The sequence below is a fragment of the Microbacterium aurugineum genome, assembly GCF_023101205.1.
GTDB classification, from domain to species: Bacteria; Actinomycetota; Actinomycetes; order Actinomycetales; family Microbacteriaceae; genus Microbacterium; species Microbacterium aurugineum.
This window is the reverse complement of the sequence record NZ_CP078078.1, coordinates 1,095,094-1,117,691: the sequence shown is the minus strand read 5'-3', so window position 1 is coordinate 1,117,691 and position 22,598 is coordinate 1,095,094. Positions and strand designations below refer to the sequence as shown.

20 protein-coding genes are annotated in these 22,598 nt (G+C 69.4%); 10 read left to right on the top strand and 10 right to left on the bottom strand.

The annotated features are described in order from the left end of the window. Nucleotides 1–52 precede the first annotated feature (52 nt). The gene (gene murI / locus KV397_RS05445) at nt 53–883 is read right to left on the bottom strand and encodes a glutamate racemase (protein WP_131492660.1); all 831 of its coding nucleotides are present in this window, start codon (nt 881–883) and stop codon (nt 53–55) included. 63 nt (nt 884–946) lie between these two features. Here murI and KV397_RS05440 point away from each other — a divergent pair, with 63 nt between their 5' ends. Beyond that, nucleotides 947–2,272 (top strand): nicotinate phosphoribosyltransferase, encoded by a 1,326-nt coding sequence (locus KV397_RS05440; protein ID WP_261812348.1) that lies wholly within the window; start codon nt 947–949, stop codon nt 2,270–2,272. Between the two features lie 2 nt (nt 2,273–2,274). Here the strand turns inward: KV397_RS05440 and KV397_RS05435 are convergent, their stop codons facing one another. Genes KV397_RS05435 through KV397_RS05425 form a run of 3 tightly spaced genes read right to left on the bottom strand, consistent with a single transcriptional unit; the run spans nt 2,275 to nt 6,066 of the window. After that, nucleotides 2,275–2,541 carry a DUF3039 domain-containing protein gene (locus tag KV397_RS05435; RefSeq protein ID WP_026049764.1) on the bottom strand — a complete coding sequence of 89 codons (267 nt, stop codon included), beginning with the start codon at nt 2,539–2,541 and terminating at the stop codon, nt 2,275–2,277. 40 nt (nt 2,542–2,581) lie between these two features. Then, nucleotides 2,582–4,147 (bottom strand): hypothetical protein, encoded by a 1,566-nt coding sequence (locus KV397_RS05430; protein ID WP_261812347.1) that lies wholly within the window; start codon nt 4,145–4,147, stop codon nt 2,582–2,584. Continuing rightward, the gene (locus tag KV397_RS05425) at nt 4,123–6,066 is read right to left on the bottom strand and encodes an ABC transporter ATP-binding protein (RefSeq protein WP_261812346.1); all 1,944 of its coding nucleotides are present in this window, start codon (nt 6,064–6,066) and stop codon (nt 4,123–4,125) included. The genes KV397_RS05430 and KV397_RS05425 overlap by 25 nt, the downstream gene beginning before the upstream one ends. A 248-nt stretch (nt 6,067–6,314) precedes the next feature. On the opposite strand from KV397_RS05425, the gene KV397_RS05420 reads away from it, so the two are divergent. The 4 genes from KV397_RS05420 to KV397_RS05405 all read left to right on the top strand — a co-directional run bounded on the left by KV397_RS05420 (nt 6,315) and on the right by KV397_RS05405 (nt 10,002). Continuing rightward, entirely contained in the window at nt 6,315–7,007 is a 693-nt protein-coding gene (locus KV397_RS05420) for a phosphocholine cytidylyltransferase family protein (protein ID WP_047523569.1), read from the top strand. Nucleotides 7,008–7,086: 79 nt separating this feature from the next. Next, complete coding sequence (locus KV397_RS05415) at nt 7,087–8,085, top strand: hypothetical protein (protein ID WP_261812345.1); 999 nt, start codon at nt 7,087–7,089, stop codon at nt 8,083–8,085. A gap of 88 nt (nt 8,086–8,173) precedes the next feature. Next, a complete protein-coding gene (locus tag KV397_RS05410) occupies nt 8,174–9,763 on the top strand; it encodes an acyl-CoA carboxylase subunit beta (RefSeq protein ID WP_372491404.1) in 1,590 nt (529 codons plus the stop codon). 44 nt (nt 9,764–9,807) lie between these two features. Next, on the top strand, nt 9,808–10,002 hold the full coding sequence (locus tag KV397_RS05405; protein ID WP_047523627.1) for an acyl-CoA carboxylase subunit epsilon: 195 nt from the start codon (nt 9,808–9,810) through the stop codon (nt 10,000–10,002). Between the two features lie 39 nt (nt 10,003–10,041). Here the strand turns inward: KV397_RS05405 and KV397_RS05400 are convergent, their stop codons facing one another. The 5 genes from KV397_RS05400 to KV397_RS05380 all read right to left on the bottom strand — a co-directional run bounded on the left by KV397_RS05400 (nt 10,042) and on the right by KV397_RS05380 (nt 15,692). Further along, the gene (locus KV397_RS05400; RefSeq protein WP_248570348.1) at nt 10,042–11,241 is read right to left on the bottom strand and encodes an ROK family transcriptional regulator; all 1,200 of its coding nucleotides are present in this window, start codon (nt 11,239–11,241) and stop codon (nt 10,042–10,044) included. 273 nt (nt 11,242–11,514) lie between these two features. Continuing rightward, a complete protein-coding gene (locus tag KV397_RS05395) occupies nt 11,515–12,522 on the bottom strand; it encodes a hypothetical protein (RefSeq protein WP_261812344.1) in 1,008 nt (335 codons plus the stop codon). Further along, the gene (locus tag KV397_RS05390; protein WP_131492667.1) at nt 12,519–13,754 is read right to left on the bottom strand and encodes a sensor histidine kinase; all 1,236 of its coding nucleotides are present in this window, start codon (nt 13,752–13,754) and stop codon (nt 12,519–12,521) included. Before KV397_RS05390 ends, KV397_RS05395 begins: the two co-directional genes overlap by 4 nt. Then, on the bottom strand, nt 13,744–14,403 hold the full coding sequence (locus KV397_RS05385) for a response regulator transcription factor (protein ID WP_047523572.1): 660 nt from the start codon (nt 14,401–14,403) through the stop codon (nt 13,744–13,746). The genes KV397_RS05390 and KV397_RS05385 overlap by 11 nt, the downstream gene beginning before the upstream one ends. A gap of 41 nt (nt 14,404–14,444) precedes the next feature. Then, nucleotides 14,445–15,692, bottom strand: a complete 1,248-nt coding sequence (locus tag KV397_RS05380; protein ID WP_261812343.1) for a class I SAM-dependent RNA methyltransferase — start codon at nt 15,690–15,692, stop codon at nt 14,445–14,447. 23 nt (nt 15,693–15,715) lie between these two features. Here KV397_RS05380 and KV397_RS05375 point away from each other — a divergent pair, with 23 nt between their 5' ends. Both KV397_RS05375 and KV397_RS05370 read left to right on the top strand, forming a co-directional pair. After that, a complete protein-coding gene (locus tag KV397_RS05375) occupies nt 15,716–16,354 on the top strand; it encodes a Maf family protein (RefSeq protein WP_261812658.1) in 639 nt (212 codons plus the stop codon). Nucleotides 16,355–16,432: 78 nt separating this feature from the next. Next, nucleotides 16,433–18,199 carry an acetyl/propionyl/methylcrotonyl-CoA carboxylase subunit alpha gene (locus KV397_RS05370; protein ID WP_047523574.1) on the top strand — a complete coding sequence of 589 codons (1,767 nt, stop codon included), beginning with the start codon at nt 16,433–16,435 and terminating at the stop codon, nt 18,197–18,199. Nucleotides 18,200–18,332: 133 nt separating this feature from the next. Here KV397_RS05370 and KV397_RS05365 read toward each other — a convergent pair whose 3' ends face one another. Then, nucleotides 18,333–19,781 (bottom strand): NAD(P)H-quinone dehydrogenase, encoded by a 1,449-nt coding sequence (locus KV397_RS05365; protein WP_205802335.1) that lies wholly within the window; start codon nt 19,779–19,781, stop codon nt 18,333–18,335. A gap of 48 nt (nt 19,782–19,829) precedes the next feature. On the opposite strand from KV397_RS05365, the gene KV397_RS05360 reads away from it, so the two are divergent. From KV397_RS05360 to KV397_RS05350, 3 genes are read left to right on the top strand one after another with little or no spacing between them, the layout of a single operon-like run. Next, complete coding sequence (locus KV397_RS05360; RefSeq protein ID WP_131492674.1) at nt 19,830–20,663, top strand: purine-nucleoside phosphorylase; 834 nt, start codon at nt 19,830–19,832, stop codon at nt 20,661–20,663. Then, on the top strand, nt 20,660–22,330 hold the full coding sequence (locus KV397_RS05355) for a phospho-sugar mutase (RefSeq protein WP_131492676.1): 1,671 nt from the start codon (nt 20,660–20,662) through the stop codon (nt 22,328–22,330). Before KV397_RS05360 ends, KV397_RS05355 begins: the two co-directional genes overlap by 4 nt. Nucleotide 22,331: 1 nt before the next feature. Beyond that, the gene (locus tag KV397_RS05350) at nt 22,332–22,595 is read left to right on the top strand and encodes an HPr family phosphocarrier protein (protein ID WP_261812342.1); all 264 of its coding nucleotides are present in this window, start codon (nt 22,332–22,334) and stop codon (nt 22,593–22,595) included. Nucleotides 22,596–22,598 lie beyond the last annotated feature (3 nt).

Sequence of the window (22,598 nt, the reverse complement as noted above, 5' to 3'; positions counted from 1 at the left end):
TGCTTCTCTCGGGTCAGGGTGATGCGTCGAGTCGGGATGGCTCGACACGGTATTACTCGAAGGTGTGCTCGGGAAGGGTGATCACGCCGGTCTGGACGAGCTGCACGTCGCGGACCTCCCGGCCCATCAGGCGATTGGCCAGCGCGGTGAAGTCATCGGCCGAGACGCCGGTGGCCTCGTAGACATAGGTGGCCGTGGCATCGGGCGACGCGAGGAGATCTCCCCGCACCAGCTGGCGGTAGACGTCGCCGGCGGTCTCATCGTCGCTGGAGACGAGCGTCACGCCCTCCCCCATCACGTAGCTGATCGCACCGCGCAGGAACGGATAGTGCGTGCAGCCGAGGACCAGGGTGTCGACGCCGGCGTCCCGCAGCGGGGCGAGGTACTCCTCGGCGACGGCGAGCACTTCGGGAGTACCGGTGATCCCCGCTTCGACGAACTCGACGAAGCGCGGACAGGCAGCCGTGAACACCTGCAGCCGCTCATTCACCTCGAGCATGTCCTGGTACGCGCGCGATCCGATCGTGCCGACCGTGCCGATCACGCCGACGCGCCCGTTCCTCGTGGTGGAGACGGCGCGGCGGACGGCGGGACCGATCACCTCGACCACCGGGATGTCGTAGCGTTCGCGTGCGTCGCGGAGCATGGCCGACGAGGCGGTGTTGCACGCGATCACGAGCATCTTCACGCCCTGCTCGACGAGTGTGTCCAGCACCTCGAGGGAATAGCGACGCACGTCGGCGATGGGCTTGGGGCCGTAGGGGGAATGGGCGGTGTCGCCGATATAGACGAACGACTCACGGGGCAGCTGGGCGCGGATGGCCCGCGCCACCGTGAGCCCGCCGACACCGGAGTCGAAGATCCCGATGGGCGCGTCGTTCATGACTCCCCAGCCTACCCGCGTGCGCACCTCCGCGTGCATCAGCACGCTCAGTAAGCTGAGCGCATGACCACGTCGACGGCGCTGCTCACCGACCGCTACGAGCTGACGATGCTCGCTGCCTCGCTCCGCGACGGGACGGCTTTCCGCCCGAGCGTCTTCGAGCTCTTCTCCCGCCGACTCTCCGGCGGCCGCCGATTCGGAGTGGTCGCAGGCACCGGACGATTCCTCGAACTGCTGCGCGAGTTCCGCTTCGGTGACGACGAGTTGCGATTCCTCCGCGACGAGCATGTGGTCGACGCGACATCGCTGAAGCACCTCGAGGAGTACCGCTTCACGGGCACGATCCGGGGCTATCGAGAGGGCGAGCTCTACTTCCCCGGCTCCCCCATCCTCACCGTCGAGGGAACGTTCGCGGATGCCGTGGTGCTGGAGACACTCGCTCTGAGCGTGCTCAACCACGACTCCGCCGTGGCCACGGCCGCATCGCGGATGAGCATCGCCGCGGGCGAGCGTCCGCTGGCGGAGATGGGCTCGCGCCGTGCTGCTGAACGTTCCGCGGTCGCCGCCGCACGCGCCGCGTACATCGCAGGGTTCAGCGCCACCAGCAACCTCGAAGCGGGGCGGAGCTGGGGCATCCCGACGATGGGCACCGCCGCTCATTCCTGGACGCTCCTGCACGACACCGAGGAAGAGGCCTTCCGCGCACAGGTCGACAGCATGGGCGTCGGCACGACGCTGCTCGTCGACACCTACGACATCCGGAACGGGGTCGAGACCGCGATCCGCGTCGCGGGCACCGACCTGGGCGGCGTGCGTATCGACTCGGGCGATCTCCCGATCGTCGCCGGTGATGTGCGCGTGCAGCTCGACGAACTCGGGGCGACGTCCACACGGATCACCGTGACGAGCGACCTCGACGAGTATGCGATCGCGGCACTCGCCGCGTCGCCGGTCGACGCCTACGGTGTCGGGACATCGGTGGTCACCGGCTCCGGATACCCGACCGCGAGCATGGTCTACAAGCTCGCGGCACGGCAGGACGCGGCGGGGGCCTGGATCGCGGTCGCCAAGGCGTCCGCGGACAAGGCCTCGTACGGCGGACGCAAGGCCGCGTTCCGGACGCTCGTCGACGGCGTCGCGACCGCGGAGACGGTCGTGGTCTCCGACGGCTTCGAGGAGCTGGACACGCCAGCGGAGCATCCCGACGGCCGCCCGCTGCAGGTGACGTTCGTCGAGGCGGGCGACATCGACACCGCACACGAGGGGACGGAGGGAACGGCGGCCGCGCGGACGCACCACCTGCGGGTGCGCGAGGAGCTTCCCGTACGCGCTCTCGCGCTCAGCAAGTCCGACCCGGCGATTCCCACCGTGTACGTCGAGGCCGACTGAGGTCAGCCGATCATCGACTCGTAGATCTCCTTGCACGTGGGGCAGATCGGGAACTTCTCCGGGTCACGACCCGGCGTCCACTTCTTGCCGCACAGCGCGCGCACCGGCTTGCCGGTGATCGCAGACTCGAGGATCTTGTCCTTCTTCACGTAATGCGAGAAGCGCTCATGGTCGCCCGGTTCGAGATTCTCCTCGCGGAGGAGCTCTTCCAGTTCGCGATCAAGCGTTGCCACGCCGCCCTGATCGGGGCTGTCCAGCGGAGTACTCATCCCGTGAGTCTAGCGGCGTCGAGCCCCTCGCGGGCGGGTGTCACGCGGTCTCGACGAACTCCATCAGCCGCTCACCGCTGCGCTCGAAGATTCGACCGCCGATGACCGCACCCGCGGCGAGGACGGCGATGCCGATGAGGAGGCCGACCCAGAACGTCGCCGGCGCATACGCCGAACCCTCGACGATCGTGGCCGCGAACAGCCAGATCGTCGGGACGCTGAGCACGATCGCGCCGAGGAACGCTGCAGCCGGCCCGTACGCACCGCGCGACGTCGGCCGCTGCGGCTGCTGGAACGGACTGTCGCCGGGACGGGAGACCGCGTACGGCGCGACCACCGAGACGATGCTCGAGATGCCCAGGGCGCAGAAGAGCAGGCTCGCTGCGAGGCCGCCGAGCGGAAGGAGCAGACTCCAGTCTCCGATCAGCAGCAGCGAGAGCGGTACCGCGATCGCGAGGACCGGAATCGCGACGAGCAGCACGGGAACCAGTCGACCGAGGCGATCGGGAAGCCCACGCACGCCGCTCGCGACGTGCGTCCACAGTGCGGTCGAGTCGTAGGCGACGTCGTTGTGCGGCAGCCATCCGAAGAACAGTGCCATCACCGGCACCGGCACGAGCGCGGCGATCTCGACCGGCACACCGGCGACGATCAGCGGCAGCACCGTGAGCACACCGGCGACCGGGACGACGATGATGTTCATGATGTAGCGGCGATCCCGGAGCCAGTACACGAGGCTCCGCGAGGCGATCGCACCGAACGCGTTGGACGGCAGCAGCCCGAACCAGCCGAGTCCGGTGCGCTCTCGCGAGGCGACGGGACGCTCAGTGGTCGTGAGCAGGCGTCGCACGAGCCAGGTCCAGGCCGCCCAGAGGAGACCGACGGTGAGGACGGCGATGATGCCGCTGACCCAGGCAGCCGCAGTCTCGCCCGCCGCGGATGCGAAGAGGAAGGCGGGCGACGCCGCGAACGGAGTGAACCCGAGCACGGTCGACAGCGTCGACAGGGAATCAGGCACGAGCCCGTCCCAGCGCAGGGAGCCGAGGAACACCGCCACGGGGAACGCGATCACGAGCAGAGCGAGGGCGAACAACGCCGTGAGCTCCCGGGACCGACGCTCCGGCAGCAGCAGGGCGTTGATGGCCATGCCGATCCGCGATATGAGCACGGTCGTGAGGATGCCGATGATCGTCATCAGCACCGCGAGGGGCCAGGGCGTGCCGTCTCCGATCGCGACGATGCAGACGCTCGTGTAGACGGCGACGAGGGCGAGACTGGGCACACTGACGAATGAGGCGAGGGTGAGCACCCACGGCATCCGGCGCTCGTCCACACCGAACACGGCGAAGCGTCGCGGGTCGAGCGGGTCGACCGCGCCGACGAGGATCGGGCCCACGAGGAAACCCAGGAGCAGCGCGGCTCCACCGAGCACCGTGACCGCCTGCGCGACCGGGACGGGCGCACCCGACAGCGTGAACACGGCGATGCACACCACGGTCGTGACGGCGATGACGGCCGCGAACACGAGGAGCGTCCGAAGCCGACGTTCGCCGCGGAGCGACCCGAGAAGGAGAGCGAGCCTCAGTCGGAGAACGTGTGCAGCCACTCGAGCCCCTCCACCTCACCGCTGGAGCCGGCAAGTTCGACGAAGCGCGCTTCGAGCGTCTGCCCCGCGCGCACCTCGTCGATCGTGCCCTCGGCGAGCACTTCACCGCCGACGATGATGGCCACTCGGGAGCAGACGCGCTCGACCAGATCCATCCCATGACTGGAGAGGATCACGGTCCCGCCGTGCGAGACGTAGGCGCGCAGGATGTCCAGGATGACCGCGGAGGAGACCGGATCGACCGACTCGAACGGCTCATCCAGCACCAGGACGCGCGGCGAGTGGATCATCGCGCCGGCGAGCATGATCTTCTTCGTCATACCCGCCGAGTAGTCCGAGACGACCCGGCTGAGAGCGTCACCGAGGTCGAATGCGCGGGCGAGATCGGCCGCACGCTTCTCGATCACGTCAGCCGAGAGCCCTCGAAGGAGTCCGTAGTAGTAGAGGAGCTGGCGTCCGGTGAGCCGGTCGAACGTCCGCAGCCGGTCGGGCAGCACGCCCATGAGCCGTTTCGCGGCCTGCGGCTGCGCGGCCTGGTCGACACCGCAGATCGTGACGCTGCCTTCATCGGCCCGCAGGAGGCCTGCGACGATCGAGAGCGTGGTCGTCTTGCCCGCACCGTTGGGACCGACGACCCCGTAGAACGAACCCGCAGGCACCGAGAGGTCGATCCCGCCGACGGCCCGGTTGTCGCCGAACTGCTTGACGAGGCCGCGGACGCTGACCGCTTCCCCGGCGGACGTCGCGTCGGTCCGTCCCGGGGCGTCGGCCACCGCATCGTCGGAGTCGGCGACAGCCTCGACGACTTCGAGCGTCGTCACCTCGTCGGCTGCGTCGGCCTCGGCGACGAGCGTCTGCTCGGCGTGGTCCTCACCGCTCTTCGTTCCGGGCGCCTCCTGGTCGTCCACGGCCGGAACCTCAGCCTCGGAGGCATCCGTCGTTGCCGATTCGGCCTCGGGGGCGGACTCGAGCTCGGACGACGGACCAGACTCGGACGACGGAGCAGACTCGGTCACCGGCGAGTCTTCGATCACGAGCGCGGCATCGGCCTGCGCGGCCTTCACGTCATCGGCCTCGGCCTTCGCCTTCGCCGCAGCCGCCCTCGCCGCCGCCGACTTCTTCGCTGCCGTGGTCTTCGCTGCAGCCGTCTTCGCGGTCGCCGCGCGGGCGGTGGACTTGGTGGCGGCCGACTTGGCGGCTGCAGTCTTCGCCGCCGCCGTCTTCGCGGCCGTGGACTTCGTCGCGGGCGTCTGTCCCGCAGGCTTCGGCGCAGCGGCCTTCGCCCCGGTGACGGCGGCCCGCGGTGCGGCGACACGCACGGCCGCGGCGCGGTCCGAGGCAGCCGTCGATCCGGAGGACTTCGTCGCGGCAGCTCGCGAGGCGGTGTTCTTCGCCGCCGCCTTCCGCGCGTCCGCTGCGGTTCGCGCGGTGCTGGTCGTCTTCGCGGGCTGCTCGTCCATCGCCTTCGGCAACGGCTCGACCACGACCTCGGCGGTCGGGGCGGCCTTCTCCGCCGCAGCCTTCGTCGTCGTGGACTTCGCGGGAGCCTTCACAGAAGTCTTCGCGGCGGTCTTCGTGGTCGCGGGCTTCTTCGCCGCGCCGGCCTTCGCCGTGCCGGCCTTCGCCGCGTTGGTCTTCGCCGGCGTCGTCCCCGAGGTACGTGCGGTCGTGGTCTTCGTGGCCGTCGGCTTCTTGGCGGCAGGCTTCTTGGCGGCAGACTCCGTGGCCGCGGGCTTCTTGGCCGTAGCTTTCTTGGCCGCAGCTTTCTTGGGCGCGGACTTCTTGGGAGCGGGCTTCTCGGCATCCGTCGACGCCTCCGAGGCCTGCGTGGACGATGCCGAACTGCTCGCCGACGTGTCCCGTGGGAAGGCTTCGGTATCGTCCACCTGGGCGGTGCGGTCGTCAGGGGAGGAAGTCACCGTCCTACGGTATCAAGGGGTGGGCGCAAGCCAAGCCGCCGCGCAACAAACCGCCGCCGGATCCCCGCGATCCGGGGCGATCGCGCTCCATGTGCGAGCCTGTGCGTCCGGTGTGCACTCGGTCACGAAATGGCAACGGGAGCCTTCGCACCCCGAGCTTCCCAGCCTGAATCGCTACCATGAACGCGGCACGACGAAGTGTCTGGTCGGTGAACCGACCGTGAACACAACTTCCTTTAGGAGCACTCGTGACTCTTCAGACCGTCATCCTCGCCGCCGGCATGGGCTCACGCCTCGGCCGCGCGCTGCCGAAGCCGCTCACCGAACTGAGCGACGGCCGCACGATCATGGGCCAGCAGCACGACAACATCCGCGCCGCCTTCGGGTCCGACGCGCGCATCACGACCGTGGTCGGCTACCGCGCAGAGACCATCATCGAAGCCTTCCCCCAGGTCAACTACGTCCACAACGAGCGCTACGACGAGACGAACACGTCGAAGAGCCTGCTGCGCGCTCTCGGCGCCACCGGCAAGGGCGGCGTGCTGTGGATGAACGGCGACGTTGTCTTCGACCCGATGATCCTCGGCCGTGCGGCCGCCTACATCGAGCGCGACCAGTCGTTCGTGACCGTCAACACCTCGAAGGTCAGCGACGAAGAGGTGAAGTACACGGTCACGGCCGAGGGCTTCATCAAGGAGCTCTCCAAGACCGTCAAGGGCGGACTCGGCGAGGCGGTCGGCATCAACTACATCTCGTCCACGCACAAGAAGGCGTTCATGCGCCAGCTGCAGCGCGTCGAGGACCAGGACTACTTCGAGCGCGGCCTCGAGCTCGCCATCGCGGAAGACGCCCTGCTGCTCGAGCCGATGGATGTCTCCGACCTGTACGCGGTCGAGGTCGACTTCGCGGAAGACCTCGAGCGGGCGAACCTCTTCGTCTGATCCGTCGCGCGAAAGCCCGGTTCCTTCCGAGGGACCGGGCTTTCGGCGTTTTCGCGGCCGAGCTTCGTAAGATCACTCCATGGCTCGCCAGGTGCACAAGATCCACTCGTTGCCGGATGACGCTCCGTGGGACAAGGGTGTGCCCCCTTCCGGGTCTTCCGAGCACCCGATGATGGTGCGCGGCCTCGACCGCGTGCTCTCGATCCAGCGCCCGCTCGTGCTCGCGCACATCCGCAGCATCCGTCTTCGCAACCCTGAGGCCACGCCCACCGAGATCATCCGGATCCTCGAACGCCGCTATCTCGCCGCCGTGACCACCGGTGGCGCCGCGGTGGGCGCGACCGCCGTCGTTCCCGGCATCGGCACCGGCGTGACTCTCGCGCTGTCCGGTGTCGAGACCGTGGGCTTCGTGGAGTCGACGGCCCTGTTCGCGCAGTCGGTCGCTGAGGTGCACGGCATCGCGGTCGCCAACCCCGACCGTGCGCGCGCCCTGGTGATGACCTTGATGCTCGGCAAGGAGGGCGTCGATCTGGTCGGTCAGCTCGCCGGGCAGGTCGCCGGACGCGGCGGGAGCAGATCGTCGTACTGGGGTGAACTCGTCACGAAGTCGCTCCCCCGCGCCGCCGTCGGCCCCCTGGTCGATCAGCTCAAGAGCATGTTCGTGAAGCAGTTCGCCGCGAAGGGCGGCGTCTCCGTGATCGGCAAGGCCCTCCCGTTCGGCGTCGGCGCAGCCATCGGCGGGGCAGGGAACAACATCCTCGGCCGTCGCGTGCTCACGACCTCGCACAAGGCTTTCGGTGCGGCTCCGATCGATCTGCCGCTCGAGCTCGAACCGGTGCCGGGAGCGGAGAAGCTCGAGCTGCGGATGCTCCGCGGCGCGCGGTATGCCGGCAACGCCGTGGCCGGTGCGGCAGGAACGACCGTCCGCGGAGTCGGCTGGGTCGGTCGCAAGGCCCTCTCCCTCGGCCGTTCCCCGAAGTCGGACCCGGAGTTGGAGGAGAACGATCCCGCGAAAACCACCGACGTGAAGCGGGAGAACGAAGCCCCGAGGGCAGCGGATTCGGACGCCGCACACTGAGCACTGCACGTAGGTCGCCAAAGGATCGGCCGCCCCGTTGTGCCGAGCATCCAACAGACCGGGCCGACCCGACGCTAGGGTGGAATCCGTGACGGACAAGCCCGACCTCTTTACCACCGCCGGCAAGATCGCGGATCTGCGCGCTCGCTACACCGAAGCCGTCGTCGACGCAGAAGCCAAGGCGAAGGAGAAGCAGCACGCCAAGGGCAAGATGACCGCCCGTGAGCGCATCGAACTGCTCGTCGACCCCGGAAGCTTCGTCGAGTTCGACGAGTACGTGCGCCACCGCACCACCGCCTTCGGCATGGACCGCTCCCGCCCCTACGGCGACTCGGTCGTCACCGGTGTCGGCACGATCAACGGGCGCACCGTCGCGGTGTACTCGCAGGACTTCTCGACCTTCGGCGGCTCACTCGGCGAAGTCGCCGGCGAGAAGATCGTGAAGATCATGGAGTTCGCCCTCGCCGGCGGGATGCCCTGCATCGGCATCCTCGACTCAGGCGGTGCGCGTATCCAGGAGGGCGTCGTCGCCCTGGGCAAGTACGGCGAGATCTTCCGCCTCAACACCCGCGCCTCCGGCGTGATCCCTCAGATCTCCATCATCATGGGCCCCGCGGCCGGTGGCGCCGTGTATTCCCCCGCGCTCACGGACTTCGTGATCATGGTCGACAAGACCAGCCAGATGTTCGTCACCGGTCCCGACGTGATCAAGACGGTGACCGGCGAGGACGTCGGCATGGAGGAACTCGGCGGCGCACTCACGCACAACACGCGCTCGGGCGTCGCGCACTACCTCGCCGAGGACGAAGACGACGCGATCGACTACGCGCGCACGCTGCTGAGCTTCCTTCCGGACAACAACATGGCGGAGCTGCCCTCGTACGAGAGCACCTTCGAGTTCGAGACCACCGACGCCGACCGTGTGCTGAACACGATCGTCCCCGACTCCACGAACCAGCCGTACGACATCCACACCGTCATCGAGCATGTGGTCGACGAGGGCGACTTCCTCGAGGTGCAGCCGCTGTTCGCCCCGAACATCGTGATCGGGTTCGGCCGCATCGAAGGCCGCTCCGTCGGCATCATCGCGAATCAGCCGTCGCAGATGGCCGGAACGCTGAACATCGAAGCCGGCGAGAAGGCGAGCCGCTTCGTCCGGTTCTGCGACGCGTTCTCCATCCCGATCGTCACCCTCGTCGACGTCCCCGGTTACCTGCCGGGAACCGACCAGGAGTGGACGGGTGTCATCCGCCGCGGCGCGAAGCTCCTCTACGCCTACGCGGAGGCCACGGTCCCGCTCGTCACGGTGATCCTGCGCAAGGCCTACGGCGGCGCGTACATCGTGATGGGATCGAAGCAGCTCGGCGCCGACGTGAACCTCGCCTGGCCGACGGCGGAGATCGCCGTCATGGGCGGGCAGGGTGCCGTGAACATCCTGTACCGCGGCGAGATCAAGAAGGCCGAGGACGCCGGCGAAGACGTCGCCGCCGTGCGTACCCGCCTGGCGAACGAGTACACGTACAACGTCGCCTCACCGTTCCTCGCGGCGGAGCGCGGAGAGCTCGACGGCATCATCGAGCCGGCGAACACGCGCGTGTCGATCGCGAAGGCACTGCGTGCGCTGCGGGGCAAGCGCGCCGAGCTTCCGCCGAAGAAGCATGGGAACATCCCGCTGTGACCGCACGAGAGGCCGGGGTCGACGCATCGGAGCAGGCGGCATCGATGCTCACGATCACGCGCGGTTCAGCCACTGAAGAAGAGCTGGCCGCACTCATCGCGGTTATCAGCGAGGCCTATGCGTCCGAAGCGGCGGACGCCGTGGCCGATGAGCCGACCGTGTCCGCCTGGACCCGCACGCAGCGTCCGCTCCGGCGTCCGCTGCGCCGTGACATCCCGTGGGGGCGCTTCTCCGGGTGACGCCCCCGGCCTGCGCCTCGTGCGTCAGGCGGTGAGAGCTCAGCCGTCGAGCAGGAGCCCCGAGGCGCGGGGACTGAGCACGGAGTCGAGCACCACGCAGCCGGCGCCCACCGCGCCCACGTCGTCGCCGACGACCGTCCCGTCGACGGGCAGCGTGCGCACCGCCCGTGTCGCGCTCGCCCGATCGAGGCGACCGGGGATCTCGCTGAGGTACACCTCCGCGAGCCGCGACCAGAACGGGCCGCCGAACACGACGCGGTCCACGTCGAGCATGTTCGCGAGCGCGGCGGTCAGGACGGACATGTGCACAGCCGCCTGCCGCAGCACGGCCAGAGCGGCGACGTCGCCGCGGCCGGCACGCTCGCAGAGCTCCCCGAAGCGCTCGTCGACGGACTCGACATCGCTCGCCTCGCGATCGTCCTGGAACACCCCCGCACGCTCCGCCTGTTCGACGATGGCCTGTGGCGTGCAGACGACCTCGACGCATCCCCGAGAACCGCAGGTGCACCGCGGACCGTCCGGATCCACGATCACGTGCCCGACCTCTCCGATGTTGCGTGTGCTCCCGGGCACGACCTCCCCCTCCCTGGCGAGGGCGGCCCCGATCCCGGTACCCAGGTAGATGAAGACGAACGAATCGTCGGCCGACGCGCGTCGCGTCCACAGTTCGCCCGACGCGGCGGCAGTCGTGTCCTTCTCGAGCAGCACGGGAAGACCGGTCGCTTCGGCGAGCACCGCACGCAGCCGTACCCGGTGCCAGCCGCGCAGCTTCGGCGGGTCGATCACCGTGCCCTTCTCCGCATCGAGAGGCCCGGGGGCGGCGACTCCCACTCCGGCGATCCGGTCGCGGTCCACGTCCGCCTCGGCGATCAAGGCGTCGATGGTGGCCGCCATGGCGGAGATGATCCACCGCGGTTCCTTCGCCGGGGTGCGTATGCTCTTCCGATGCACGACGGCGCCGGACAGGTCGAGCAGGACGAAGGTCATGATGGCGGGGTCGAGGTGTACCCCCACCGCGAAGCGACTGTCCGGGACGAGCCGCAGGGTCACGCGGGGTTTGCCCGGACCGTTGATGGTGCGCCCCGCCTCACGGATGAATCCGTCGTCGAGGAGTCGGCGGGTGATGTTCGTCACCGTCTGTGCGGACAGCCCGGTGGCGGAGGCGAGTTCGATGCGGCTCAGCCCTTCCCCGGACTGTCGGATCGCCTCCAGGACAACGGACTGATTGAAGTCCCCCATCCGCGGAAGGTTGGTTCCCCGACGCGTTCCCATCGTCCTATGATCCCTCATCGAGCGAGAAATCGTGTCCCCCAAAATACCTACAGACAACGAATGGAAGAACCCCCAGACTGGAGGAGACGCTTCGCGTTCGGCTGGTCTCTCTGTCCCAGGGTAGACAGACGCTGATCGGCCACCAGCGGACGGTTTTCGGGTAACTGTCCGCACGGCGAGGGGCTGGCGATAACGCCGCCCCTCGCCCACTCTCCTCAACCCGTCGGGAGCGCGGCGTCTTCAGACGGCTTCCGCCTCCCGAGCGATCTCATGCCACAGGTCGACCGCGTCATCGTCGCCCGAGGCACGCGTCCCCGCACGTCCGACGACAGTCACCGCGACACGGGCATCGCGAGCCGAACGGATGATGAGCCGCGCGCTCTGCGCCTGCATGAGCACGGAGGCGAGCTCGTCCCGGATCTCGCTGCGTCGCGTTTCGTCGATGCCGTCGAATCCGCCCTCGTCGAAGACCGTGACGACGGCGCCGCGCAGACGGGCGGCGTCGATCGCGTTGCGCACGGCATCGTTGAGCAGATCCGCTCCGCGCAGCTCGTCGCGCAGCCGCCCCTCGGCGAGGCGCGCTTCGAGTCGCTCCGAATCGTCGAGGGCGCCACGGGAGGCGACGACACGACCGAGCACCGGCCCGGCGACCGCCAGGGCGAACTGCGTGCGCAGACGCCTCTCCCGCTGGCGCACGCTCTGGGTGGCGTGCCAGGCCGAGACCGCCTGCTGGATCTCGGCGAGCCGTTCGGTGTCGCGCACCGCGCGATCCCAGAACATCACGAGGAGTCGGGCGACGACGATCCACATGATCGAGCCGACCAGGCCGAGGGTGAGCGCCACGCCGACCCCGAGGTATGCCGAGGAGGCCGCGACGAGAACCGCGAGCGTCAGCCAGCCGATCAGGAACCGACGGCGGACGATGCACACGACACCGAGGAGCCCGAGCCCGCCGATGTACCAGGTGGCGAAAGGGGCGGTGCGGTCGGCGGGCTCCAGAGAGAACGTGACCAGGGCGGGGATGAGGGCGCTCGCGAGCAGGGCCAGCACCGCCGACCACAGAGGCATCCGCACAGACGTCGCGTCGCCCAGGATCGCGATGTTCACGGCCACGAGGTAGATGCCGATCGCGACGATCATCAACAACGGCGCCGTCGGCTGCTCGATCCACCAGATCGCGCGCGCGGCGAAGTACAGCGAGAACCCCACGGCGAGCGAGGTGGCGACGCTGCGGACGGTCCGGTTCACGAGCGCTCCCACCCCAGCACGACGGTCGTGCCCTGCTCATCGGATCGGATGTCCGCGGTGCCGGCGACTCCGGCCATGCGGGCGAAGATGGAGGCGCGGATCCCGAGCCGGTCGGCGCCGATCGCTGTGATGTCGAAACCCGGCCCCGTGTCCGACACGGTCACGGAGATCCCTTGGTCACCACACGCCTCGACGATGATGTGCAACCCGCGGCTGTTCGCGTGGGACACGGCGTTCCCGATCGCCTGCCGTGCGGCCAGCACGAGGGCTCGCGCCGCCCGTCCGGGGATCATTCCGATCCCGCCGCGCTCCTCGACGATCGCGTCGGCGCCGAGCTCCGAGAGCGAACGGCGGAGTTCGACCACGATCTGCGCGATCCCCACGGGCTCGTCGGTGCCCTCCTGGGACACGGCGGCTTCCGTGTTCGCGAGACGTGTGAGAGCCTCCCGTGCCATCGCGACCGCGAGCTCCTCCGCCCGCTCCCCCTCCGCCCGCTCGGCGGCGATCAACGCCGCGAGGACGCTGTCATGCATGAGCGCCGACATCGCCACGCGTTCCTCCTCGGCCGCGGCGGCAGCGGCTGCGGTGGAGTAGGAGGCGACGGCTTGCCCTCGTGCCTCGTCGACGCCGGCCGCGACGGAGCGGAACATCCAGCCGAGCGAGATGATCACCACGCCGAGGATGAGCGTGAAGGAGACATCGAAGGCGGTCGTGACCCAGAACTCCCGAGAGAACTCGCCCTGCACGAGACGCACGTAACCGTAGACGAACGGCATCACGGCCGCCCACGCGAACTGGAGCCGCAGGGGGAACGCGAGCATCGCCGCGACCACCCCCACGTTCACGAGGAAGAAGATCCAGGGCTGATCGCCGGCACTCTTGTCGGCGGGGTCCACGACCGTCGGCCACGCGGCGAGCGCCAGCAGGTAGACCACGGCGAAGAGGCCCGAGAAGGTGCGCACGCCGCGGCCGACCAGGCAGGCGACCAGCATCGCCGCGAGCGGGACGAACACCACGACGACCATCACGATGTGCACCACATCGGCCTGGGACAGGGTGTTCACCGCGGCGAACAGCGCCTGGGCGCCCAAGGCGGAGGATCCGATCGCGACGACGATCGCGAGGATCCGCTCCATGCGTTTGCCCGTGAATCGCTCGAACTCGGTCTCCGTGCTGCCCGGAGACGGGATCTTGCTCCAGGCATCGCGGATGCTGAGCGGATCAGCGGGCACTCGACGCCCCGTCTGCCGCGACGATGCCGTCCTCCATCGCTCGACGGAGGAGATCGACCTTCGTTGGTGCGGGCCGACCGACCTCGACGTACTTGACGCGTACGCGTGTGATGTTCTCCTTGGCGGTCGAGTAGGCGACGCCGAGACGCTCGGCGACCGCCTTCAGCGGAAGGCCCGCGGCATACAGCCGGAGCACCTCCCGCTCCCGGCTGGAGAGCTGCGCGTCGGCGAAGGCCCGGTCACCGTCGACGGCACTGGCCCATTCGACGTTGTTGAGCGCTTCGCCCTGAGCGACGGTCCGGATCGCATCCATCACGTCATCGAGAGCGGACGACTTGCTGACGACCCCTGCGGCACCGGCGGACAGAGCCTCACGCACGGCAGCGGGACGGTCGGCGACGCTGTGGATGACCACGCTCGCGCCGTCGTTCACCAGCGATGACACGTTCTCGGTCACGGTGCTGCCATCGCCCAGGGTGAGGTCGAGGACCACGACGTCGGCAGGAGCGGCAGACGCCGAGGCCCGCCATTCCAGGTACGACACGACCGTGCTCCCGGAGAAGACCACCGTCTGCGAGTCGCGCGCGCACGCGGCCTCGAGGCCGAGGCGAACGGACTCGTGATCGTCGATGAGTGCGACCCTGCTCATCCACCCAGCCTAGTGAGTCCGCGCAGACGGTCGCCGACGGCTCAGCGCGTCAGCAGCGCGACGACCTCGAAGTGGTGCGAGTGCGGGAACAGATCGAAACCTCGAAGACGATCGACGTTCCACCCCAGCGCCCGGAAGGTCCCGAGATCACGGGAGAGGGCGACCGGATCGCAGGCGACGTAGGCGACGGCCTCCGGCGCGAGCGCGTGCACGGCCTCGACGACCTGACGGCCTGCTCCTGCGCGAGGCGGGTCGAGGATCACGGCCCCCGTGCGACCGCTGCTCCGGCGCGTGGACAGGAAGCGGTCGACCCGCGCGGTGACCGCGGTGACCTCGAGCGGCGCGAGGTTGGCGGCCGCGTGCGCAGTGGCCCGTGCGCTCGACTCCACCGTGACGATGTCGGTGCCGCCGAGATCGGCGAGTGTCGCGGCGAAGAGACCGACGCCGCCGTACAGGTCGTAGTGCGTCTTCGCCTCGTCGACGTGTCCGTCGAGGATGCCGTACACCGCGGCGTCGAGCACGGAGGCCGCCCGCGGATGGACCTGCCAGAATCCCGTCGCGTCCAGCTGGAAGGGCCGGTCTCCGACGAGTTCTTGGATCGTCTCGGGAGTCGGACGGCGCCGGAAGCCTCGCGCGACCTTGGCCGGACGCGCCGTCTCCTCGCGGCGGATGATGCGCACGCGACCGTCGGCGGGCTCGACGAGCTCGATCCGACCGGGAGCCTCACCGCGGAGCGCGAGCGCGGCCTCCGCGATGGCCGGGCGAGCGAGCGGGTGGGAGGACACGGGGACGACCCGGTGGCTGCGTGCGGCGAACGGCCCCACCTCGCCCGCGTCGTCGACGTGCAGCGTCACGCGCGTGCGCCATCCGGTGCCGTCTCCGGAGTCGACGGCCTCGATCTCCGGGGCGACGAGTCCCTCCCCGGCGAAACGGTCCAGCGCCTCGGTCAGCACCTGGCGCTTGAGCACGCGCTGATGGTCGAGCGCGATGTGCCCGAGGTCGGCTCCGCCGGGGCGGTCCGCGGGATCCCTCGAGACGTCGGCCTCGGCCCAGATGTGCGGCCGCCGATGCTCCGACGCCTCCAGCACCTCGATCGTCTCCGCTCGCCAGAAGCTGCGGGTCGAGGCATCGGCCCCGTCCTGCGGGGCGATCAGTCGCGCACGGACGCGCTCCCCGGGGACCGCGTCCGAGACGAAGACCACGCGCCCCTCGTGGCGGGCGATGAAGGTGCCCCCGTGTGCGATGCCGGTGATGTCGAGCTCGAGCACGTCGGCTGCGGAGGAAGTCATCCTTCGAGGATACGGTGGTGGACATGCGCGTCTGCCTCGCCTCGACCTCACCGGCCCGACTCATGCTGCTGCGGCAGGCGGGCATCGAACCGCTCACCGTCTCCCCGGACGTCGACGAGGACGCCGTCGCCGCCGCCGCGGAGGAAGAGCGCGGCACCCCGCTGGCCCCTGCGGAGCTCGTGCTGCTGCTCGCCCGGGCGAAGGCTGCCGCGGTCGCGCAGGGTCTCGCCGAGGAGGGGGTCTTCGACGGCCTCGTGATCGGCGGGGATTCGATGTTCGCACTCGGCGGGCGTGTCTACGGCAAGCCCTACACCCCCGAGGAGGCCACGCGACGCTGGCAGGAGATGCGCGGCGCCACGGGCATCCTGCATTCCGGGCACTCCGTCTTCCGTGTCGCGCCCGGCCGGACGCCCGTCGAGGCGACCGCGGTCGCCGAGGCCGCGGTGACCTTCGCCGACGACGTCAGCGATGCCGAGATCGCCGCGTATGTGGCGTCAGGCGAACCCCTGCTTGTGGCAGGGGCGTTCACGGTAGACAGCCTGGGCGGGGCCTTCATCACCCGCGTGGACGGCGACCCCTCCACCGTCGTGGGAATGTCCCTGTCGACCGTGCGGCGCCTGGCCAACGAGCTCGACGTGGCGTGGACGGACCTGTGGTCGTAGACTCCCCTCCACGTTTCTGCCACTTTCTTGTGGGGAGTCGTCAAAGGGATCGGGGTCCTTCTCGCTAGGCTGGCAAGCATGCCTGCTATCGCCAAGGTGCTCATCGCCAACCGCGGCGAGATCGCCGTACGCATCATCCGCGCCGCTCGTGACTCCGGGATCGCCTCGGTCGCCGTCTACGCCGACCAGGATCGGGACGCCCTGCACACGCGTCTGGCCGACGAGGCCTACGCGCTCGGCGGCTCGACCAGCGCGGAGACGTACCTCCAGATCGAGAAGATCCTGTCGATCGCCCGCCGTGCCGGTGCCGACGCCGTGCACCCCGGCTACGGCTTCCTGGCCGAGAACGCCGAGTTCGCGCGCGCGATCATCGATGCGGGGATGACCTGGATCGGCCCGTCTCCCGAGGCCATCGAGGCTCTCGGCGACAAGGTGACCGCGCGCCACGTGGCCGAGAAGGTCGGCGCGCCCCTCGCGCCCGGCACACCCGGTCCCGTCGACGGTGCCGACGAGGTCATCGCCTTCGCGAAGGAATTCGGCCTCCCCATCGCCATCAAGGCCGCCTACGGCGGCGGCGGCCGCGGCCTCAAGGTCGCCCGCGAGCTCGACGAGGTCGCCGAGCTCTTCGAGTCGGCCACCCGCGAAGCCGTCGCCGCGTTCGGCCGCGGCGAGTGCTTCGTCGAGAAGTACCTCGACAAGCCGCGCCACGTCGAGACCCAGTGCCTGGCCGATGCCGCGGGCAACGTCGTCGTGATCTCGACGCGCGACTGCTCGTTGCAGCGCCGTCACCAGAAGCTCGTCGAAGAGGCTCCGGCCCCGTTCCTGACGGACGAGCAGAACGCGCAGCTGTACTCCGCCTCGAAGGCCATCCTGAAGGAGGTCGGCTACGTCGGTGCGGGCACCTGTGAGTTCCTCATCGGCGCCGACGGCACGGTGTCGTTCCTCGAGGTGAACACCCGACTGCAGGTCGAGCACCCGGTCTCCGAAGAGGTCACCGGCATCGACCTGGTCCGCGAGCAGTTCCGCATCGCGGCCGGCGGCACCATCGACTACGACGACCCCGAGCCCCAGGGACACTCGTTCGAGTTCCGGATCAACGGCGAGGACCCCGGTCGCGGATTCCTCCCCCAGCCCGGACCGATCCACGTGTTCAAGACGTTCGGCGGCCCCGGCATCCGCCTCGACTCGGGCGTCACCGCCGGGGACGCGGTCTCGGGGGCTTTCGATTCGCTCCTCGCGAAGATCATCGTCACGGGCAAGGACCGCGCCGAGGCGCTCGAGCGTTCGCGCCGCGCACTCGACGAGTTTGAGGTCGCCGGACTCCCCACGGTCATCCCGTTCCACCGCAAGGTCGTCCGCGACCCCGCGTTCACCGCGGAGAACGGCGAGTTCGGAGTCTTCACCCGGTGGATCGAGACGGAGTTCGTCAACGACATCCCAGCCTGGGACGGTGAGCTCGAAGCCCCGGCACCCGCCGATTCGCGCCACACGGTCGTCGTCGAGGTCTCCGGCAAGCGCCTCGAGGTGAGCCTCCCCGATCGCGTCGCCGTCGCCCCGGGCACCGCGGGTCGCCCGGCTGCCGTCCCGCCGTCCCGCCGCAGCCACGCGACCACCGCCAATGCCGGAGCCTCCGGCGATGCGGTGAAGTCCCCCATGCAGGCGACCGTCGTCAAAATCGCGGTCGAGGACGGTCAGCAGGTCGTCAAGGGCGACCTCGTCGTCGTGCTCGAGGCGATGAAGATGGAGCAGCCGCTCCAGGCGCACAAGGACGGCGTCATCGGCAACATCAACGCGGACGCCGGAACGACGGTCTCCGCGGGACATCAGCTGCTCACCATCAGCTGACCTCCACCGTCCGGTCTCGTCGCGTTGTTCGCCGAGACCCCCGGTGAACGCCGAAACCCCGTGGTGCAGATGTCTGCCACACGGGGTTTCGGCGTCAGGCGGGGGTCTCGGCGATCCGTCGCGCCCGCAGAGCTCAGGAGATGTTGACGAGGTGCATCGCCCTGCTCGCGTCGGTGATACTGCTCGACAGCGAGGGGTACGCGGCGAACACACGCGAGACCTGGTCCACCGTGAGACGACGTTCGACGGCCACGGCGATCGGGTAGATCAGTTCCGACGCCTTCGGGGCCACGATCACGCCACCGATCACCGTGCCGGACCCCTTGCGGGCGATGATCTTGACGAAGCCGTCCTTGATGCCCATCATCTTGGCGCGGGGGTTGGCGGCGAGGGGAAGCTTGTAGACGAGACCGTCGGTCACCCCGTCCTCGGCGTCCTTCTGCGAGAAACCCACGGTCGCGATCTCGGGTGCCGTGAAGATGTTCGAGGTGATCTTGATCAGTTCGAGCGGGATCACGATGTCGCCGAGTGCGTGGAACACCGCCGTGCGTCCCTGCATGGAGGCGACGGAGGCCAGCGGGAAGAAGTTCGTGCAGTCGCCGACCGCGTAGATGTTGGGCACCGAGGTGCGAGCGACGCGGTTCACGCGCACATGACCTGAATCATCGAGCTCGACGCCCGCCTCCTCCAGACCGATGCCCGCGGTGTTGGGGATGGAGCCGACGGCCATCAAACAGTGGCTCCCGTCGACCGTGCGGCCGTCGGACAGCGTCACGGTCACCCCGTCGTCGGTGACCTCGACCCGGTCGGCGCGGGACTTCGAGAGCACCTGCATCCCGCCGCGCTTGAACACCTTCTCCAGAACGCGCGCGGCGTCCTGGTCCTCCCCCGGGAGCACCTGCTCGCGGCTGGAGACGAGCGTGACCTTCGCACCGAGGTTCATGTAGGCCGAGGCGAACTCCGCTCCGGTCACCCCCGACCCCACCACGATGAGGTGCTCGGGCAGCGCCTTCATGTCGTAGAGCTGGGTCCATGTGAGGATGCGCTTGCCGTCGGGCTTGGCGGAGTCGAGCTCACGCGGCGATGCCCCCACGGCCACGACGATCGTGTCGGCCTCGACCCGGTCGAAGTCGGTGCCGCCCTGACCGGTCGACACGACGATCGCGGTCGGCCCCTCGAGTCGTCCGTGCCCGGAGAGGATGCGCACCCCGGCCTCGAGGAGCGTGGCACGCATGTCCTCCGACTGCTGACCGGCGAGGGCCAGGAGGCGCTTGTTGACGGCCGCGAGATTGATCGCGATCTCGGGCTTGAGGGGCTTGCCGTTCTCGCCCTTGGCGTAGAAGTTGACTCCGAGGTCGCTCGCCTCGGAGATGGCGACGGCGGCATCCGCGGTCGCGATCAGGCTCTTGGAGGGGACCACGTCGGTGAGGACGGCCGATCCGCCGACCCCCACCCGCTCGACCAGGGTGACCTCGGCCCCGAGCTGAGCGGCCGCGAGGGCCGCCTCGTAACCGCCGGGACCGCCGCCGAGGACGGCGACGCGCTGAGTGCGCTCGAAAGTGGTGGAAGACATGGAATCCATTCTTCCCCAATCCTGGCCCCCGAGCCTGCACCTTCCTAGAGTGGATCCATGCCCGAAACGCACAGCAACCCCCTCGACGACCCGACCGCGAACCCCTTCGAGGTCGCCGCGCAGGCCGCCGCCGACATCGCGCGACTGTCCGGTGTCGAGAACCATGACATCGCCCTCACCCTCGGCAGCGGCTGGGGCAAGGCCGCCGACATCATCGGCGAGACGGTCGCCACGATCCCCGCCACCGAGGTCACCGGCTTCTCGAAGCCCGCACTGGAGGGCCACGTCGGCACGCTGCGCAGCATCCGCACGCCCGGCGGCAAGAACGTCCTGGTGATCGGCGCACGCACGCACTACTACGAAGACCACGGCGTCCGGCGCGTCGTGCACAGCGTCCGCACCGCCGCGGCCACGGGCGCCAAGATCATGGTGCTCACCAACGGCGCCGGTGGCATCCGTGAGACCTGGCGACCCGGTCAGCCGGTGCTCATCAGCGATCACATCAACCTCACCGCCGATTCGCCGCTCGAGGGCGCCACGTTCATCGACCTCACCGATCTGTATTCGAAGCGACTGCGCGACCTCGCGCGCACGATCGATCCGATGCTCGATGAGGGCGTGTACACGCAGTTCCGCGGTCCGCACTACGAGACCCCGGCGGAGGTGCAGATGGCGAAGCACATCGGCGGACACATCGTCGGCATGTCGACCGCGCTCGAAGCGATCGCCGCCCGCGAGGCCGGCATGGAGATCCTCGGGTTCTCGCTCATCACGAATCTGGCCGCGGGCATCCAGCAGACCCCGCTGAGCCACGCCGAGGTGATCGAAGCCGGTCGTGAGGCGGAGCCGGTGATCTCCGCTCTCCTGGCGAGGGTGGTCGAGGCCCTGTGAACGAGGAGAGACTCGCGCAGGCGCGCGCCTGGCTGCGTCAGGACCCGGATCACCAGACACGCGACGAGCTCGCGGGCCTGATCACGCGGGCGTCCGCCGGTGAGGCGGCAGCGGCCGCAGAACTCGACGACCGGTTCCGCGGACGCCTGGAGTTCGGCACCGCGGGGCTCCGCGGCGAGCTCGGCGCCGGAAGCAACCGGATGAACCGGGTGCTCGTCGCCCAGGCCGCGGCGGGCTTCGCCGCGTATCTGCGGGAGAAGACGCACGGAACCACCCCGACCGTCGTGATCGGCTACGACGGGCGACGCAACTCGCGCGTGTTCGCGACCGACTCGGCGGAGCTGTTCGCCGGCGCGGGTCTGCGAGCGATCCTCCTGCCGCGCCTGCTGCCGACGCCCGTGCTCGCCTTCGCCGTGCGGCACTTCGGCGCCGACGCCGGTGTGATGGTGACCGCGAGCCACAACCCGCCGAACGACAACGGCTACAAGGTCTATCTCGGCGGCGCCGACCAGGGTTCGCAGATCGTCGCCCCGGCGGATGCCGAGATCGCCGCGCACATCCAGCGCACGGCCGATGCCGGCTCGATCGCCGCGCTGCCGCGCTCGACGGACTACGAGACCGCCGGCGAGGACGTCGTCGACGCGTATGTCGCGGCCACCGCCGCCGTGGCCCCCGCACCCGCCGGTGCCACCGGGATGCGATGGGTCTACACCGCGATGCACGGAGTGGGGTGGGAGACGGTGTCGCGCATCGTGCGCGAAGCGGGCTACCCGCAGCCTTTCGTCGTGGATGAGCAGCTCACGCCCGACGCCACCTTCCGCACGGTCTCCTTCCCGAACCCGGAGGAGCCGGGAGCGATGGATCTCGCCTTCGCGCGGGCTCGGCGGGTGAAGGCGGACTTCATCCTGGCCAACGACCCCGACGCCGATCGCCTGGCCGTCGCGGTTCCGGACGAGACGGCCGCGGACGGGTGGCGTCGACTCACCGGCAACGAGGTCGGGCTGCTGCTCGGGGCACGTGCCGCCCGCGCGGCCGCCGGCACACCGGGCGCCTCCCTCGCATGCTCCCTCGTCTCCTCCCCCGGTCTCGGCGCCGTCGCCGCCCACCACGGACTCGACTTCCACGAGACGCTCACCGGTTTCAAGTGGATCTCGCGCGCCCCGGGGATCGTCTTCGGTTTCGAGGAGGCCCTGGGCTACCTCGTGAACCCGGAGACGGTTCGCGACAAGGACGGAGTGTCGGCGGCCGTCGCGATCCTCGGGCTCGCCGCCGAGGCCCGTGACCGCGGAGCGACGCTCGTCGACCTGCTCGCCGAGTTGGGCGAGACCTACGGGCACTTCGCCAGCGGACAGGTGTCGGTGCGCGTCGAGGACCTCGCGGTCATCGGCAACGTCATGCTCGCCCTGCGCACGCTGCCGCCGACGCAGATCGCCGGACGTTCGATCACCTCGGCCGAGGACCTGATGCACGCCGCGCCGGGCGCACCCTCCGGGGATGTGCTGCGGTACCGCCTCGGCGACGGCTCGCGCGTGATCGTGCGCCCGAGCGGAACCGAACCCAAGCTCAAGGTCTACATCGACGCCCGGGCCGACTCCCCCGAAGCCGCTGCCGCGGCCGTCGTGGAGCTCGAGGCCGGAGTGCGGAACCTGCTCGACGAGCGCACCTGACATGCCGGTCCGACGCCTCATCGTCAGCGCCCACAACGGCGTGCACGCCCGTCCGGTGGCGGAGCTGGTGCGCCTCGCGCAGTCGCACAGCACCCCCGTGACCCTGCGGACGGAGGACGGCACCACCGTCGACCTGAGCAGCGTGCTGGCTGTCATGGACCTCGGCATCTCGTCCGGGGATGCCGTGGTGCTCGAGACGACGGCCTCCGACACCGCGGAGGCCGTCCTCGATCAGCTCGCCGAGGTGCTCGCCCCGCGGGGGTGACGG